We start from the raw sequence: 14,556 nt of genomic DNA on the forward strand, positions 1-14,556 counted from the left end.
GGAGCAATAAGCCCCGCTACCGCCTCGTTCTTCGCAAGAAACAACAGCTGCAAGCTGGAAGGTCGCTTCTGGCCCAACTGGTGAGCCACATGCTGCACCCGCACTGACGAAGATGTCTGGCAAAAGAAGAGCAGTCAGTGCCACTGCGATGGTTTTTGCGGCTCTCTTCATGGTGAGTGTCCCACTTCCCGCACTCGACATGGTTTCTGGCGTCGACACGTCTCAGGCCGCGGTCGGCTCGACCGGCGCTTCAAGCGGATGCCACTCGCCCTTCGAGGTCCGCGTCGACGGCGCCCGAATCGATCCCCGACCCTTCATGAGTGCACGAAGAGTCACCCTTGGCTAACAGGTGACTCTGCCGGCATTTCCTGTGGATCGTCGCCATTCCACCCGTGACTTCGTTATAACAAAGAACCCTCCGACACTTGAGGCGTATCCGTTTATTCACCACTTTTTGAGTCGAGACCAATCGAGATGAGTCGAACCTTTGAAGTATGATCAGAACACCATCTTCAAGGAACTCCGGGTCAGATCGAGATCAACCGAGATCTGTCTAGGTTTCAGAGCGGCAGTGGGCAGTCTGGACTTGTCCTGACGCAATCCGTCGGTCACGGGTTCAAGTCCCGTCCACCCTACAAATGATTCGCTGGGAAGCAGACGTCTCGCTCCGGGCAGGGGTGGAGCCGATCCTGTCCAAACCTTCCGAAGTCCACCCGCAGCCCGGTGTACTCGTGCTATCTGGCCGCTGGATGGAGCGTGCCGAGCAACCCTCGGAATGCCCTGCGCGTCGCAGGATCGCGGGGCTTCCTGGAGTCCACGGACGCAGACGATATCAAGCCCGTTCCGGGCGGTATGAATCGTGTCAGGAAACTGCTTCCGCGGACTGGAAAGGCGGCGAAAGCGGGAGCTGCGAATGCAAAATCGGTTTTGAAGAGCGACGATCTTCTGGAGCTGAAGGAAGTTACTATACGCTTGGAATTTCTGAGGCGCCTCCGAGATAGACATCGAGCTCGTCCATGTCGGCTGCGAAGTCGTCGGGGAAGAAATGCAGATGTCTCCGAAGCTGTCCAGCGCCGCGAGGATGTTGGGCGCCTGCCAGATGCTGTTCCTGTTGCCGGCGCTGACCTTCGTGAGCACCCCGGGCTCTGCGATCTTGTCGATCGCGTTCTGAGCGGCGACCTCGCTGATCTGGAGCTCGGCGTCGACGGTCTTCGTGTTCACGACCCGTTGGCTGCTGCTTGAGCGCCTCGGGCTTGCCGATGCCGGCGAACGGGTCGTCAGCGTTCGCGGGATTGCGCAGCAGGTATGCCGTCTCTGTCAGCGCGTCGTAGTCGTCCTTGGACCTGATGACCGCGGTTCCGCGCTCGGAGACGACTTCGACGGCGGTGTGGTCGTCGTTCACCTGCTGGATGATGCCGAACAGCCCCTTGTCGGGATCTGCTCGAACGACAGTGGATACTTCTTCCATGGACGTTCAACAAGCCTGCCCGCTCTGTGCCAGCCCGACACGGGAGAACCCGCGATACCCGAACTATCTCTGTCGGCTCTGTGCTGATGGTGTCACTGACGCGTCGGGTCGTCACGTTCAGGTGCACGGCACACCTCCGACGGGGGGTGGCCAGGTCGGCTCATACGACGATGGTTCACCGGCGGATCTCCCTCAAGCATCCGTCGGGGTTCGCGTCTACCGCTACGGAATCCCGTGTCAAGCCTACGAAGCCTACTTCGGCGGCATTGTCACCATTCCGGCAGCCGAGGATGACGCAGATCCCCTTGTTGCAGCTCGCACTGCCGTGGTGCGCGCAGCATTCGAATCGCTGAGTAGTTTCTCGTGGATTTCGTCCAAGTTCATCTTTTACGCCGACAGCATGCTGACGACGAGGCGGGTGTTGCCCGAGCCCGCCGGCGAGGATTTGGGCAATTTTCCCGGGACGATCTCGATGTGCTGGGAAATGCTCCGAGATCAGATGGCACCACCCGGAGGTGCCCGCTGGAGTTCCTCTGCCTTGCGCGTCGATGTTTCAGGCGCCTGGACCTTTTCCTTTCATTTCTCTCACGATCGGTGACGGCCACCAGAAGAAGTCCTTTGTAATGAATACCAGTGCCGGAACGAGCACGGTTCGAACGACGAGAGTGTCGAGGAGCACGCCGATGCAGACGATCACGCCAATCTGGGTGAGTGCGACCACGGGCAGCACGCCGAGCACCGCGAAGACAGCAGCGAGCACGATCCCGGCGCTGGTGATGACCGCGCCGGTCGAGGAGAGCGCGCGGATCATCCCCTCAGAGGTGCCGTGGAGCTCGCGTTCCTCCCGAGCCCGGGTGGTCAGGAAGATGTTGTAATCCACACCGAGTGCCACGAGGAAGAGGAAAGCGAAGAGGACCACGTTGGTGTTGAAGGCGGGGAAACCGAGCAGATTGATGAAGATCCAATTGGATGCGCCGAGGCTTGCGAAGAACGTGGCCAGCACGCTCGCGAGCAGGAGCACCGGTGCGATGAGGGACCGGAGCAGGACGGCGAGGATGACGAACACGATTGCCAGGATGAGGGGGATGATCAGATCCTGATCGCGCTCGGCGGAGGTGAGGTTGTCGAGCGCAGTGGCGTCTCTTCCGCCGACGATGGTCTCACCAACAGCGCCGGACTCAGCGGCATACGCTGACCGAAGCATCGTGATCGTCGCGAAAGCGCCGTCACTGCCGGGGGCATCGTTGAGGGATACGGTGAGCTTGGTGAGCCCGTTGGCACTCTCGCCCGGGGTGACGGAGTCGACGCCGGAGATGCTCTCGGCGATCGTTGTGGCTTCTCCTGCAGCATCGTCGGGGGTGAGTACGGTGGTCTGGCTGGTCAATCCTGCCGAGAATGAGGTGTCGACGATCTTCTGGGCAACCACCGAATCGGGGTTGCCGAGAAGCTGATCGGTTTGGGAGAGTCCGACTGAGAAGCCGGAAAGGCCGAGGGTGAGTACGCCGATACCGACCGCTGATACTGCAGTGATGACGATGGGTCGTCGGGATACTCCGCGTCCGAGGCGTGTCCAGAATCCTGGTTTATGCTGTGCGGCAGTCTCCACCACGCGGGGGATGAACGGCCAGAAGAGTCCTCGGCCGCAGACGACGAGCGCTGCGGGCAACGTGATGAGGGCGAAAAGAATGGCAATAACGACACCAATGGCGCAGGCGAAGCCCAGCGCCCGGTTTCCGGCGAGTTCAGCGAACAGCAAGGTGATGAGGCTCAGCGCCACAGTGCCGCCGCTGGCTGCGATTGCCGGTCCTGCGCTTTTCACAGCGATCAGCATCGCGGCCGAGCGGTCCTCGACTTTGAGGAGTTCCTCGCGGTAGCGTGCGACGAGCAGGAGCGCGTAGTTTGTGCCGGCACCGAAAACCAAAACGGAGAGGATGCCGCTGATCGATGCATCCAGCGTGATGCCAAATGGCTCAGCCAGGGCCGACACGACGACTCCCGCGAGGCCATCGGCGAGACCAACCACGATGAGCGGAACGATCCAGAGCACCGGGCTGCGGTAGGTGATAATCAGCAAGACCGCAACCACGATCACCGTGATGAGGAGGAGCTTGAAGTCGGCACCGGCGAAGGCGTTGGAAATGTCTGCTTGGAATCCGACACCGCCGGTGAGGTAGCTGTTGAGGCCCGCCGGCAGATTCTCTGCGGCCGTTGTGCGCAGCGCGTCGGCGGTACCATTCACATCCTTGTCAACGGCTATCGCATTCAGCGGCACCACTGAAATTGCTGCGGTTCCGTCTTCGCTGAACCGCGCAGCGGTGGCGCGCGGCGCGGTGGAGAGGTCACCCAGGGCGGTCGCTTGGGCGCTGATAGCGCTACGATCCTGCGCGGTGAGTTCCGAGCCGTCTCGGCTCCACACCATGATGGCCGCGGTTTGCTCCGCCGAGGGGAACTTCGCTAACGCTTCGTCTACCTGCGCCGCTTGGCTGCTTGAGGGAAGCCCCGTGCTGGGAAAATCGTCGCCGGTATTCTTGGGGAGAAGGGAGAACAGCAGTCCGACCGCCACTATTGTGCCGATGAGTACAGCCCACGCGGTCCGCCGACCACTAATAAAACGCCAGATCGCTGTCACCATTTCTCCACATCATAAGTCGCTAACTTATTTAGCTATCAGATAAACTAGCAGTGTTTGATATGGTGAATCATGCCAGGCTAGGGAAATGTGAATTCGGTAGATGCGGGTGGCCGCGCAGCTCTCGGAGGATGACCGTGCCGTGGTATCCGCATTCCTCGCCGAGGTGATTGAGGTTTTTCACGCAGCCATTCGCGCGACGGATTGACGTCAAATTCGACTGGCCTCGATGACAGGCCTGACTACTCTGCGGCCCGTGGCAAGATTCCGATTCGCTCGCCGGCCGCATCGCGCACGATGAGCGTGCTGCCGTCGATTTCGGCCGCTGCAGCACGGACGAGCCACGTGTCAACGCCGGTACACTCTTTGGCCGTCGTGGCGATGATCGAACTGAACGTCATCGTCTGTCCGCTGCCGGTCCACTCCGTTTGCAGCATATTGCAGCCGTCGCTGCCGCTGGCGCTGCCATCGGCGGAGATGGCGAGATACGGCTGCTGAGTGACCGGATCTGCGTTTCCCCAGACGCCGGCCGGATCGACAACCGCGGGATTGATCGGAACGCACGCCGTGAGAAGGAGAACAGCCGTAGCGACGATCAGCGTCGCGCCTTTCTGGAACGATCTAGCCATTTTCGGAGCGTAGCGCGTTGCCTGAGAAGTCGCCATGCCTCGGGCCGACGATTCTGGGGGCACCGGTTAGGCCACGGGCAGCATCCGCCCCAACGCGCGCAGGATGCCGAAGGCCGCGTAGAGCGCGGTGGGAACCATCAGACACCACTCGCGCCACGAGCCCGCATTGCCGAGCAGCGGAAGAGAGATGAAGCCGCCGGTCGACCAGAGATGGCGAAGGACCGGCGTCCGTGCGACAGCGCGTGGCGCCGTGAGCACGAGCGGCCACAAGAGCGGCAATCCACCCGTGGTCAGGAGGTCGCCGATCAGATGAGTGATCCAGCCGACGGCTATGCACAGCGGCAGCCAGGCCCAGTGAGCCGGTTGGTACCAACTGATCGCACCGGAGATGATCACTCCAACGACCCAGGCCGCCCGCCACTGCCGCACGATCCGCAGCACCTTGACCGCGAAGGCGAGCAATGCCGCCGCGATGACGGCCGGCAGCACGAGTCCGAGGCCGACGCCCGCGTTGGCGGGCCAACCGGCCTGCGTGAGCCCAAACGCTGTGATAAGAACCAATGCGGCCATGAGCGGGGAGTGAGTGCCGTGGCGGTGCCCACCGGATGCCGCCCGAATCGAGCCTGTCGCCAATGTGCCGATACCGGGCAGGGAATGCGCGATGGTGGCGTTGTGATGGTCGGCATCGGGAAGAAGCGCAGCTCCGGCGCAGACGATGGCGCCGAGAACGATACTGGTCGGGCCGAGCGGAACCCAGCCGAGAGTAGGGAGCTCCGGGGTGGTCGACGTGATGGCAACCCAGACTGCGGCACCACTGAGGGCGTGATGTGATCCCATCATGGCGGTGCCGCTTTCGGGTCGACGGTCAGACTGCACGTCAACCGCGGCCGCATCGAGGTGCGGTCCGGCTCAACCCTCGCATCCGCCGGCTGGGCTGGGCTGCCGCGGCGCTGAGGTTCGCCCGGCCGTCAATGCCGCGGCCCTGGCCACGGTGTGAAAATTTACCCGCGAGGAAGTGCGGACTGCTCCGCTACGCCGGGCGCGTCGGGGCTGAACCGGTACCCCATTCCTGCCTCCGTGAGCAGATAGCGCGGATGTGACGGACTGGCTTCGAGCTTCTTGCGCAGCTGGGCCAGATACAGGCGAAGGTAGCCGCTGTCACCCGTGTGATTCGGCCCCCATACCCGCGTGAGCAGTGCTTCTCGGGTGACCAGCTTGCCCGGGTTGCGGAGCAGCTCTTCGAGAATCAACCATTCGGTCGGGGTCAAGCGGATGCCCTCGGTGCGGCCCGCAACGATCCGCGCCACCTGCTTGGCCGCCAGGTCTACCTGCACATCGCCGAGTGTCAGAACCGGGTTCTCGTCGCTCGTCGTGACCCGACGCGTCAACGCCCGAATGCGCGCCAACAGTTCGTCGATCGAGAACGGCTTGGTGACGTAGTCGTCCGCGCCGGCATCGAGGGCATCCACCTTGTCGGCCGCGCCGCTGCGCCCCGAGACCACAAGGATGGGAACCTGGCTCCAGCCGCGCAGGCCCTCGATCACGCCAATGCCGTCGAGGTTCGGCATGCCGAGATCAAGCATCACCAGGTCCGGATGATGGCTGATCGCGGCGTTGAGTGCCGCCACACCATCGTTGGCCGTCACAATTTCATAGCCACGCGCACCCAGTGTGATGCGTAGTGCCCGCAGAATCTGGGGGTCGTCGTCGGCGATCAAGATCTTCATAGTGCAGCCTCGGTTGGGGTCAGGGGGGTCGATGCGGAAAGCGTGATGACCATGGTGAGTCCGCCGCCGGGGGTGTCGTCGGCCTCCAACGAACCGCCCATGCCGGCAACAAACCCCTGGGACAGAGCCAGGCCGAGGCCGAGGCCGGTCAGATTGTCGGTGTCGCCGAGCCGCTGAAAGGGAATGAAGACCTCGTCTCGACGGTCCACCGGAATCCCCGGCCCATGATCGATCACGCGAATCTGCACGGTGCCCGCAAACTCACTCGCCGAGATGCGCACCCGCCGATCGATCGGCGAGAACCGGATGGCATTGGCCAGCAAATTCACCATCACACGTTCGAGCAGGCCCGCGTCGGCCACCACGAGGCCGAGATCGCTGGGCAGGTCGAGCTCGACCGACTCCGGTCCGAGCCCGAGCTCGTCGAGGGCCGGCACTACAGCCTCGGAGACATCCATCGGCTCGGCGATCACGGCCAAGGCGCCGGCCTGGAGCCGGCTGACGTCTAAGAGATTCGTGATCAGGCCCGACAACGAGGCGAGGCTCTCCCCGGCCGTCGCCAAAAGCTCGGCGCGGTCTTCGGGCTTCAGCGGCACATCCGTCGCACGCAGCCCGCTGACGGCGGCCGTCGCAGCCGTAAGTGGCCGCCGCAGGTCATGGCCGACGGCGGCGAGCAAAGCACTGCGGAGGCGATCGACCTCGGTCAGCGGGCCGATCTCGCTGGCGGTGCGAGCCAAGTCGTTGTGCTCAAGCGCCGCATCGATCTGGGTGGCGATTACCGTGAGCAGCCGACGTTCCGAGGAAGCCAGGTCGGGGCCGTAGAGCTCCAATACCGCTCGCGTGCCGACAGGCATGGATGTGGGGCTGCCGTGCTCGCCGGAGTTCGAACCGGGGTCGCCGTCGGAGCAGAGCACGGTGTCGCCGGCGCGCAGCCGAACCCCGGTGAGGGAGAACGCCTCCCGGGTGCGCGTGACGAGAGCCTGTAGGGCGTCCTCACCCCGGAGCACACTGCCCGAGACGGTGGCGAGCAGCTCGGATTCGGCGGCGGCACGTTGGGCCCGCCGGGCCAACCGGGCGCCGCGGTCGACGACATAGCTGACCAAGACGGCATTGACGATATAGAGCCCGAGTGCCAGCAGGTGCAGCGGCTCAGACACCGTGATCGTGTACAGAGGTTGAACGAAGTAGTAGTCGAGCGTGAACCCCGATAGCACTGCGGCGAACAGCGCCGGCCAGAGTCCGCCCAACAGCGCGACGAGCACCACCAAAAACTGGTAGCTGAGTACATCGCTGGTAATCGAGTCGATTGAGCGCATCGAGACAAGCAGCCAGGTCAGAAGCGGACCGCCGGCCAGGGCGAGAGCGAAACCGGCACTGCGCCGACGCAGCGAGAGCGCCCCGCCGAGCCGGGGCAACGTGAATCTGCCGCCGGCCGCCGAGTGGTTGACAATGTGCACGTCGATGTCGCCGGACTCACGGATGACCGTGGCCCCGATTCCGGGGCCCGTGACGGCGGCCATCAGCCGGGGGCGCCGGCTGACGCCGACAACCAGCTGCGTGGCGTTGGCAGCACGGGCGAACTCGACGAGCGCGCGGGGGACATCGTCGCCGACCACTTGGTGGAAGCTGCCGCCCATCTCTTCAACCAGGGCGCGCTGTTCGGCGAGGGCCTGAGGGTGCGGTGTGCGCAAGCCGTCCTGGCTGATCACATGCACAGCGAGCAGTTCGCCACCCGAGGATCGAGCGGCGATGCGGGCGCCGCGTCGAATGAGGGTTTCGCCCTCCGGACCCCCGGTCAGGGCGACGACAACGCGCTCTCTGGCCTCCCATTTTGTGCTGATTCCGTGTTCGGATCGGTAGGCCTGCAGCGCACTGTCCACCTCGTCCGCGAGCCACAGTAGGGTGAGTTCGCGCAGGGCGATCAAGTTGCCGAGACGAAAGTAGTTCGACAGGGCGGCGTCGATGCGCTCGGCCGGATAGACGTTGCCCTCGGCCAAACGATCGCGCAGCGCCTGCGGGGCCACGTCGACGACCTCAATCTGGTCGGCGCCGCGCAACACGCTGTCGGGCAACGTCTCACGCTGCACCACACCCGTGATTTGTTGCACCACGTCGTTCAACGACTCGACGTGCTGAATATTGACGGTCGAGATCACGTCGATACCGGCATCCAGCAGAGCCTGCACATCGTGCCAGCGTTTCTCGTTCACCGAGCCGGGCGCGTTCGTGTGCGCCAGCTCGTCGACGAGGGCGATCTGCGGATGCCGGGCGAGCACGGCGGTCAGATCCATCTCAGTCAGCTGGATGTCGCGGTGCGAGACCGTCACACGGGGAATGACCGGAAGCCCGGCGAGCATGCCGGACGTGGCCGCGCGACCGTGGGTTTCCACGATCGCGACGACCACGTCTTTGCCGTCATCGAGCAAGCGTCTGCCTTCTTCGAGCATGCTGTAGGTCTTCCCGACGCCCGGTGCGGCGCCGAGGAGTACTCGAAGTCGGCCGTGTTTCATCGGCTACTGATCCATCTCTTGAAGCGCAATATTCAGCTGCAGAACGTTCACGATGGGATCGCCCAGCACACCAAAGTCCCGTCCCTGAATCTTAGACTCGACGAGGGCCTCGACACGGCGCGGTGACAGCCCGCGCGCCGCGGCGACCCGATCGACCTGCATCCGTGCGTTTTCCGGACTGATGTGCGGGTCCAGGCCCGACGATGAGGCCGTCAGGGCATCCGCGGGGATGCTGCGCTCGGTGACACCGTCGGCCGCGGTGATCTGCGACTTCCGCTGCGCGATCGCGGCGATCAGGTCGGGGTTCTCCGGACCCCAGTTGCTGCCGCTGGATGCGGACGCGTCGTAGCCATCGCCGGCGGCGGACGGCCGCGGTTGAAACCACTCGGGCAGAGGAACACCCGCGGCGTCGGAGAAGGATTGCCCAATCAGGGCCGAGCCGACTGTCGTGCCGGTGGCATCCGTGCTGTTGGCAGTCGTCCCGGTGGCGCCGAGCCGGGAGCCGTTGGCTTGCCAGGGCAGTGCCGTCTGGCCGATGACGGTGATCGCCAGCGGGTAGATCACTCCGAGAGCGACGGTGAGAACCACCATCGCGCGGAGGGCGACCCAGAAGTTCCGGGCCGTGGTGCGAGTTGAACTCATTATCGTATTTTCCGTTTCTCGAGCTAGAAGCCGGGGATCAGCGTGATGAACAGGTCAATGATCTTGATGCCGATGAACGGCGCGATCACTCCACCCAGGCCGTAGACCAACAGGTTGCGGCTGAGCACTTTCGACGCATTCAGCGGCCGATATTTCACACCCCGCAGTGCCAGCGGAATCAGCACGATGATGATGATCGCATTGAAAATCACCGCCGACAGAATGGCCGATGCGGGGGAGTGCAGCTGCATGATGTTCAGCAGTGCCAGCCCGGGGAACGCCCCGGCGAACATCGCCGGGATGATGGCGAAGTACTTCGCCACGTCGTTCGCGATCGAGAACGTGGTGAGCGCCCCACGGGTGATCAGCAGCTGCTTGCCAATGCGCACAATGTCGATGAGCTTCGTCGGGTCGGAGTCGAGGTCGACCATGTTCCCGGCCTCTTTGGCTGCCGAGGTTCCGGTGTTCATGGCCACGCCGACATCCGCCTGCGCTAGCGCCGGAGCATCGTTCGTGCCGTCACCGGTCATGGCGACCAGATTGCCGCCGGCCTGCTCCCGCTTGATCAGCGCGAGCTTCTCTTCGGGTGTGGCCTCGGCCAGGTAGTCGTCGACTCCGGCCTCCGCGGCGATGGTCTTCGCCGTGAGGGGATTGTCACCGGTGACCATGATCGTGCGGATGCCCATGGCTCGCAGTTCGGCGAAGCGTTCCGCGATTCCCTCCTTGACGATGTCCTTGAGGTAGACGACGCCGAGGATCTGGGTTTCCCCGGTTGCCGATCGAGTGGCGACGACGAGCGGTGTGCCACCGGCCGTCGAAATGCGCTCGACCGTGGTCTGCAGCTCGGCCTCGACCGAGGCAGGAACACGGTTTGACTCCGCGACCCACTCGAGCACGGCCGAGCCGGCACCCTTGCGAATCTGCGAGCCGTCAGCGAAATTGAGTCCGCTCATTCGGGTCTGTGCGGTGAACGGCACAATCTCGCCGATGCGTTTCGTCGGCACGATGAAGCCGTTGAGCACAGCCAGATCGACGATCGACGTGCCTTCGGGCGTGGGGTCGCTGAGGGAGGAGAGCGCCGCGGCGTCGATCAGGTCGTCCTGGCTGACGCCCACCAGCGGGGCGAACTCAGCCGCACGGCGGTTGCCGTAGGTGATCGTTCCGGTCTTGTCCAGCAGCAGCGTCGTTACGTCGCCGGCGGCTTCAACCGCGCGGCCGGACATGGCAAGAACGTTGCGCTGGACCAGCCGGTCCATGCCGGCGATGCCGATGGCCGAGAGCAGAGCACCGATCGTGGTGGGGATCAAGCAGACCAGCAGTGCCACCAAGACGGGAACGCTCACGGCTGCGCCGGCATACTCGGCGATCGGGTTGATCGTGAGTGTCACGACAACGAAAATGATCGACAGGCTGGCGAGCAGGATGTTCAGCGCCATCTCATTGGGCGTCTTCTGACGCGAGGCACCTTCGACCAGGGCGATCATGCGATCGATGAAGGTCTCACCGGGCTTGCTGGTGATCTGCACCACGATGCGGTCGGAGAGCACCCGGGTGCCGCCGGTGACCGCGCTGCGGTCACCGCCGGACTCCCGCACCACCGGAGCCGATTCGCCGGTGATGGCCGACTCGTCGACCGAGGCGATTCCCCAGACGATGTCACCGTCACCGGGAATGAGTTCCCCGGCGGTGACCACGACGATGTCGCCGAGGGTCAGGTCGGCCGAAGAGACTGCCGTGAGCGCGATGCGCTCCGCCGACGGGTTGCCGCTCGGGTCGTAGCCGGTCACCCGGTTGGCGTTGGTGTCGGTGCGAGTCTGGCGCAGACTCTCGGCCTGCGCCTTACCGCGGCCTTCGGCCACCGATTCGGCCAGGTTCGCGAAGAGAACCGTCAGCCAGAGCCAGATCGTGATACCCCAGGTGAATGACTGCGGAACAGCCGATCCGCCGGATTCGGCGGCTCCACCGAGAAACGGTTCGGCGAGGGCTAACACCGTCGTGAGTGCAGCGCCGACCTCGACGATGAGCATGACGGGGTTTCGCCACATCAGACGCGGGTCGAGTTTGCGGATGGCGCCGGGTACGGCGGCCAGCAGCTGGGCGGTGGTGACCGCCCGGGTCTGCGGGTGGGCTGCCGGAACGCCGGAGGGCGCCTCGGCACTGTCGGTGGTACGGGTGAGAGTGGACATGGAGTTACTGCAACCCTTCAGCCAGGGGACCCAGCGCGAGAACGGGAAAGTAGGTGAGTGCGGTGATCACGATCGTGACACCGACGAGCAGGCCGACGAATTGCGGCCGGTGGGTCGGCAGGGTTCCTGCGGTAGCCGGAATCGAATCCTGTTTCGCAAGGGCGCCGGCCAGTGCCAGCACGAAGACGATCGGAATGAACCGGCCGAGCAGCATCGCGACACCCAGAGCGGTGTTGAACCACGGAGTATTCGCTGTCAGACCGGCAAAGGCCGAACCGTTGTTGTTCGCGGCCGAGGTGAACGCGTAGAGCACTTCCGACACACCGTGGAGGCCGGGGTTCCAGATCGACGTGCCCAGAACATCCGCTCGAATCGCCGGAATCGCGAAACTCAGTGCGGTGCCGGCGAGCACGATGGTCGGTACGACCAGAATGTAGAGGCTCGCGAGTGTGATTTCTCGGGTGCCGATCCTTTTGCCCAGGTATTCGGGCGTGCGGCCGACGAGTAGGCCGGCAAGAAACACCGTGATCACGGCGAGAATGAGCATGCCGTAGATACCCGAGCCCACGCCGCCCGGTGCAACTTCACCGAGCATCATGTTCAGCATCGGCATCATGCCGCCGAGTGACGTGTACGAGTCGTGCATCGAGTTGACAGCGCCCGTGGAAGTGAGTGTTGACGTGGTGCCGAAAAGCGTCGAACCGGCGATACCGAATCGCGCCTCTTTGCCTTCCATTGCGCCGCCGGCTGCAAGCGGAGCCGTGCCGGCGCCTGCCGATTCGAGCAGCGTCAGCGCGGTGAGGGAGATCACGAAGATCGAGGCCATGGCCGCCAGGATCGCGTAACCCTGTTTGCGGTTTCCGACGATCTGTCCGAAGGTGCGCGGCAAGCTGAATGGAATCGCAAGCATGAGCACGGTCTGGAACAGGTTGGTCCAGGCCGTCGGGTTCTCAAACGGATGCGAGGAGTTCGCGTTGAAGAATCCGCCGCCGTTGGTGCCGAGCAGCTTGATCACCTCTTGCGAGGCCGTTGGCCCGCCCGGAATCGACTGTGTGCCTCCGGTGAGTGTGGTGATCTCGGTGAAGCCGTTGAAGTTCTGGATCACACCACCCGTGATGAGGATGACGGCACCGACCGCCGAGAGGGGCAGGAGTAGTCGCAGCGTGCCCCGAGTCAGATCGACCCAGAAGTTGCCAATGGTTCCACTGTTGCGGCTGGCGAATGCACGAATCAGGGTCAGGGCGATGGCGATACCGACGGCGGCTGAGACGAAGTTCTGCACCGCGAGGCCGGCCATCTGCACGGCATAGCCCAGCGTGACGTCCGGGGAATAGGACTGCCAGTTGGTGTTCGAGACAAACGATGCCGCAGTGTTGAACGACAGCCCCTCCGGGACGGCGGGGAAGCCGAGCGAGTAGGGGAGGATCGTCTGAGCGCGCTGCAGCAGGTAGACGAGCAACACACCAACGAGGGAGAAGAGCAGCACTCCCCGCAGATAGGACGGCCAGGTTTGCTCGGAGCGTGGGTCGACGCCGATCAGACGGTAGAAGCCGCGTTCGACCCTCAGGTCTTTCGTCGACGTGTAGATGCGGGCCATGTAGTCGCCAAGCGGGCGATACAACACGGCGAGCACGACCACGAGTGTGGCGGCCTGCAGAATTGCGAACCAGGCCGCCATCAGAAGCGCTCCGGTTTCACGAGGGCGTACACGAGGTAGGCGATCGAAGCGACGGCGAGCACAATGGCGAGGATATTGAAGAAGATCACAGCTTCCCAACCCCCCACGCGATGAGGCCGACGAGTGCGAACACGGCAATAATGCCGAGCACGTAAACAAGGTCGAGCACGAATACTCCTGCTGTAGAGAGGACCCCGCTCCCAGTCGGAGCGGGGACGCCGCGAGGCGCAGTGAACGATTAGATACCCCGGGCTCGGTGCGGAAATGGATCCTCACGAAATCCTCACGGCTGGGACCGTAATCCTCACGGTTCCCACTGCCGGTTGCACGACAGCGATAGCGGCATAAGAACCGCGTCCTCGTCGTGGCACCGGGAACGGTCTAACCTGTGGCAGGAGGAGCCTCGCGTGATATTCGTTGACCGCACGGATGCCGGCCGTCGGCTCGCCGAACACCTGCTGACCCTGCATCTTGACGACCCGATCGTGTTCGCGCTGCCGCGCGGCGGAGTACCGATCGGGGTCGAGGTAGCGCGCGCGCTCGGAGCGCCACTCGATGTGCTCATCGTGCGGAAGATCGGCGCACCGGGCTACCCCGAAGTGGCGCTCGCCGCGGTGGCAGACCCTACTGAAACCGGCGCCGACGCGCTCACCGTGATCAACGACGATGTCTATCAGGCGACTGGTCGCGACAGCGCCGGACTCGACCAAGCTCGAGCCGAGCAGCTGCGGGAGATCGACCGGCGCCGTGCCCGCTATCGGGGTTCGCGTGCACCGCTCGACGTGCGCGGTCGCTGTGCGCTCGTCGTTGACGACGGTGTGGCAACCGGCGCAACCGCCCGTGCGGCGCTGTCCACCCTGCGCGCGCAGGGCGCCGCATCCACCGTCTTGGCGGTGCCAGTAGGCCCGGCGGACACGCTCGCCGAGATGGGGCAGGCGGCGGATGTCGTCGTTTTCCTGCATGCACCGCGGGCATTCTGGGCAATCGGAGCGTTCTACGGGGACTTCCATCAGCTCAGTGACGACGAGACAGTCGCAGCGCTGTCGGAGATCTGGGGTTAGGTGACGTATTCGGGACCGACCCGGTT

General features: G+C 64.0%; 11 protein-coding genes. 1 reads left to right on the plus strand and 10 read right to left on the minus strand.

Annotated elements, in window-relative coordinates; genetic code table 11:
* Positions 1 to 964: 964 nt before the first annotated feature.
* The 10 genes from HNR05_RS17350 to kdpF all read right to left on the minus strand — a co-directional run bounded on the left by HNR05_RS17350 (position 965) and on the right by kdpF (position 13,576).
* Complete coding sequence (locus tag HNR05_RS17350) at positions 965 to 1,468, minus strand: type II toxin-antitoxin system Phd/YefM family antitoxin (RefSeq protein ID WP_218868800.1); 504 nt, start codon at positions 1,466 to 1,468, stop codon at positions 965 to 967.
* A 553-nt stretch (positions 1,469 to 2,021) separates the two neighbouring features.
* Entirely contained in the window at positions 2,022 to 4,100 is a 2,079-nt protein-coding gene (locus HNR05_RS03530; protein WP_218868801.1) for an MMPL family transporter, read from the minus strand.
* A 239-nt stretch (positions 4,101 to 4,339) separates the two neighbouring features.
* The gene (locus HNR05_RS03535) at positions 4,340 to 4,726 is read right to left on the minus strand and encodes an META domain-containing protein (RefSeq protein ID WP_179577769.1); all 387 of its coding nucleotides are present in this window, start codon (positions 4,724 to 4,726) and stop codon (positions 4,340 to 4,342) included.
* A 66-nt stretch (positions 4,727 to 4,792) separates the two neighbouring features.
* Positions 4,793 to 5,566, minus strand: a complete 774-nt coding sequence (locus tag HNR05_RS03540; protein ID WP_179577770.1) for a metal-dependent hydrolase — start codon at positions 5,564 to 5,566, stop codon at positions 4,793 to 4,795.
* A gap of 161 nt (positions 5,567 to 5,727) precedes the next feature.
* Positions 5,728 to 6,453 carry a response regulator gene (locus HNR05_RS03545; RefSeq protein WP_179577771.1) on the minus strand — a complete coding sequence of 242 codons (726 nt, stop codon included), beginning with the start codon at positions 6,451 to 6,453 and terminating at the stop codon, positions 5,728 to 5,730.
* Positions 6,450 to 8,963 (minus strand): DUF4118 domain-containing protein, encoded by a 2,514-nt coding sequence (locus HNR05_RS03550; protein WP_179577772.1) that lies wholly within the window; start codon positions 8,961 to 8,963, stop codon positions 6,450 to 6,452. The genes HNR05_RS03545 and HNR05_RS03550 overlap by 4 nt, the downstream gene beginning before the upstream one ends.
* Positions 8,964 to 8,966: 3 nt before the next feature.
* Positions 8,967 to 9,605 (minus strand): potassium-transporting ATPase subunit KdpC, encoded by a 639-nt coding sequence (gene kdpC, locus HNR05_RS03555; protein ID WP_179577773.1) that lies wholly within the window; start codon positions 9,603 to 9,605, stop codon positions 8,967 to 8,969.
* Positions 9,606 to 9,628: 23 nt separating this feature from the next.
* Positions 9,629 to 11,791 (minus strand): potassium-transporting ATPase subunit KdpB, encoded by a 2,163-nt coding sequence (kdpB, locus tag HNR05_RS03560; protein WP_179577774.1) that lies wholly within the window; start codon positions 11,789 to 11,791, stop codon positions 9,629 to 9,631.
* Positions 11,792 to 11,795: 4 nt separating this feature from the next.
* Positions 11,796 to 13,469, minus strand: a complete 1,674-nt coding sequence (kdpA, locus tag HNR05_RS03565; protein ID WP_179577775.1) for a potassium-transporting ATPase subunit KdpA — start codon at positions 13,467 to 13,469, stop codon at positions 11,796 to 11,798.
* Positions 13,469 to 13,576, minus strand: coding sequence for a K(+)-transporting ATPase subunit F (gene kdpF / locus HNR05_RS17880; protein ID WP_218868802.1), 108 nt, complete (start codon positions 13,574 to 13,576; stop codon positions 13,469 to 13,471). Before kdpF ends, kdpA begins: the two co-directional genes overlap by 1 nt.
* A 300-nt stretch (positions 13,577 to 13,876) precedes the next feature.
* On the opposite strand from kdpF, the gene HNR05_RS03575 reads away from it, so the two are divergent.
* A complete protein-coding gene (locus HNR05_RS03575) occupies positions 13,877 to 14,530 on the plus strand; it encodes a phosphoribosyltransferase family protein (protein WP_179577776.1) in 654 nt (217 codons plus the stop codon).
* The last annotated feature ends 26 nt before the right edge of the window (positions 14,531 to 14,556 follow it).

The sequence above is a fragment of the Leifsonia psychrotolerans genome (genome assembly GCF_013410665.1).
Taxonomy (GTDB): domain Bacteria; phylum Actinomycetota; class Actinomycetes; order Actinomycetales; family Microbacteriaceae; genus Cryobacterium; species Cryobacterium psychrotolerans_A.

Bases quoted from the DNA above. Each gene is read 5' to 3' on its own strand.
- HNR05_RS03550 (WP_179577772.1), bottom strand. From the start codon at position 8,963: ATGAAACACGGCCGACTTCGAGTACTCCTCGGCGCCGCACCGGGCGTC.
- kdpA (WP_179577775.1), bottom strand. From the start codon at position 13,469: ATGGCGGCCTGGTTCGCAATTCTGCAGGCCGCCACACTCGTGGTCGTG.
- HNR05_RS03545 (WP_179577771.1), bottom strand. From the start codon at position 6,453: ATGAAGATCTTGATCGCCGACGACGACCCCCAGATTCTGCGGGCACTA.
- HNR05_RS03540 (WP_179577770.1), bottom strand. From the start codon at position 5,566: ATGATGGGATCACATCACGCCCTCAGTGGTGCCGCAGTCTGGGTTGCC.
- HNR05_RS17350 (WP_218868800.1), bottom strand. From the start codon at position 1,468: ATGGAAGAAGTATCCACTGTCGTTCGAGCAGATCCCGACAAGGGGCTG.
- HNR05_RS03535 (WP_179577769.1), bottom strand. From the start codon at position 4,726: ATGGCTAGATCGTTCCAGAAAGGCGCGACGCTGATCGTCGCTACGGCT.
- kdpC (WP_179577773.1), bottom strand. From the start codon at position 9,605: ATGAGTTCAACTCGCACCACGGCCCGGAACTTCTGGGTCGCCCTCCGC.
- HNR05_RS03530 (WP_218868801.1), bottom strand. From the start codon at position 4,100: ATGGTGACAGCGATCTGGCGTTTTATTAGTGGTCGGCGGACCGCGTGG.
- kdpB (WP_179577774.1), bottom strand. From the start codon at position 11,791: ATGTCCACTCTCACCCGTACCACCGACAGTGCCGAGGCGCCCTCCGGC.